Source organism: Neorhizobium descurainiae, from assembly GCF_051400715.1.
Lineage (GTDB): Bacteria > Pseudomonadota > Alphaproteobacteria > Rhizobiales > Rhizobiaceae > Neorhizobium.
In genome coordinates this window covers 1-1747 of sequence record NZ_JBLFFK010000070.1, presented here as the reverse complement: position 1 = coordinate 1747, position 1747 = coordinate 1, and the positions used below count along the sequence as shown (strand labels likewise).

The 1747-nt window shown below is 62.7% G+C and carries 1 protein-coding gene; it reads right to left on the bottom strand.

Annotated elements, in window-relative coordinates:
* Positions 1 to 1747 (bottom strand): condensation domain-containing protein (locus ACMGE0_RS33425; RefSeq protein WP_436820148.1); only part of this gene is annotated, 1747 nt, incomplete at both ends.

Below are 1747 nucleotides of genomic sequence, written 5' to 3'. Positions count from 1 at the left end.
CGCCTCGGTCTCAGGCGCAAGAGCCGCCTGGCCGGCGATGCGCTCCGTCACCACCACGAACGGATAGTCGGCGGGCGTGGGATGCTTAACCGGCACGGTCAGCGTCAGTTCGCCGAGCCGTGTGCCCTCGCCCGCCGACGCGATCTGCGACAGAAGCTCCACGTAATGGGCGGCGATCCGCTCGATGAGGTCACGCTGAATGTGTTCACCGTCAAAGGACCAGCCAATCTCGATCCTCGCGGAGGGGATGATCACAAGGGTCAGGGGATAGTGGTTGCGCTCCTGCATATCGATCGCACGGATCGACAGCGCCGAGTCCTTGGAGCGCAGTGCCTGATCGACGGGATAGTTCTCGAAGACGAAGAGGGTGTCGAAGAGCGCGTCACCCGAGCGGCCTGCCCAGCGCTGCAGGTCGGTCAGCGCCGTGTGCTCATGTTGCCTGAGCTCGGCATAATGCTGCTGCAGGTCGCGCAGCCAGCCGCCGAGAAGAGCGCCGGCCGAAACGTCGACGAAAACAGGCAGGCTGTTGATGAACAGCCCGACCATCGTCTCGGCGCCGGAAAGCTCGGCCGGCCGGCCGGAGACCGTAGCGCCGAAGACCACCCTGTCGTATCCGGTATAGCGCGACAGTAGCAGCGCCCAGGCGCCCTGCATCAGGCTGTTCAGCGTCAGCTGATGCCGTTGCGCCGCCCGCCGCAGCCGTCTTCCCAGCCCTTCTTCGAGGGTTCGCGTATCACGATGATAGCCCGGTTCGCGCACTGTCGGCGGACCGAAACTGTCGATGAGGTTCGGCGGCATGTCGAAGCCCTTCAGCCTGTCCTGCCACCATCTCTGAGGCGAAGCCTGGCGGGAAATCCAGGCGGCGTAATCGCGATAGGATCCCGGCTGCGGCAGGTCAGCAGACCTGCCGGAAATGCGGCTGGCATAGTCGGTGACGATCTCTCCGATCAGCCGGGCGGTGCTCCAGCCATCCATCAGCGCATGGTGGCTCGTCCAGATCATATCGAGATCCCCATCGGGGCGCGCAAACAGATTGATGCGCATCAACGGTGCTTCGGCAGGGTCGAATCCGCGCGCCACGTCCTCGGAAAGCCAGACCGCAAGCCGTTCTTCGTATCCCTCGTCACAAGACCAGTCATGTTCAGCACAAGGCAGCGTTACCGATCTGCGGACCACCTGCAGCAGTGCGCTTGACGGAGACGAGATGAAAGCGGTGCGCAGCGCCTCGTGCCGATCGACCGCCGCCTGCCAGGCCTGCCGCAGTGCGGCGCGGTCCGTCGCCCCGCCCAGCGTCATCCGCATTTGATTGATATAATGTCCTGCCGTTTCCGACAGCATGCCATGGAACAGAAGTCCCTGCTGCAATTGTGTCGCAGGATAGATGTCCGCGACATCTCCGGACAGGGCCAACGCTTCAAGCTGCGATTGCGTAAGGCCGGAAAAGACAAAATCCGAAGCGGTCGGCACTGGCTCGACGGTCAGGCAATGGGAGATCAAGGCTTCAAGCTTGACTTTGAAGGTTTCCGCCAAGGCAGAAACCGTATTTTCGGCGACGCATTCGGGACTGTAACGCCAACCGATGGACAGCTTGCCGTTCATGATCAAGCTGTTCAGATCAAGAAGATGCGCCATGACCGCATGCGGATCGATCGGCGCGCCGGCCTCTTCCTCGGCAAAGCCGAAGCGGCCGTCGCGCTCGAGCGCCTGGTCGAACTGGCCGAGATAGTTGAAGCTGATGCGCGGAACC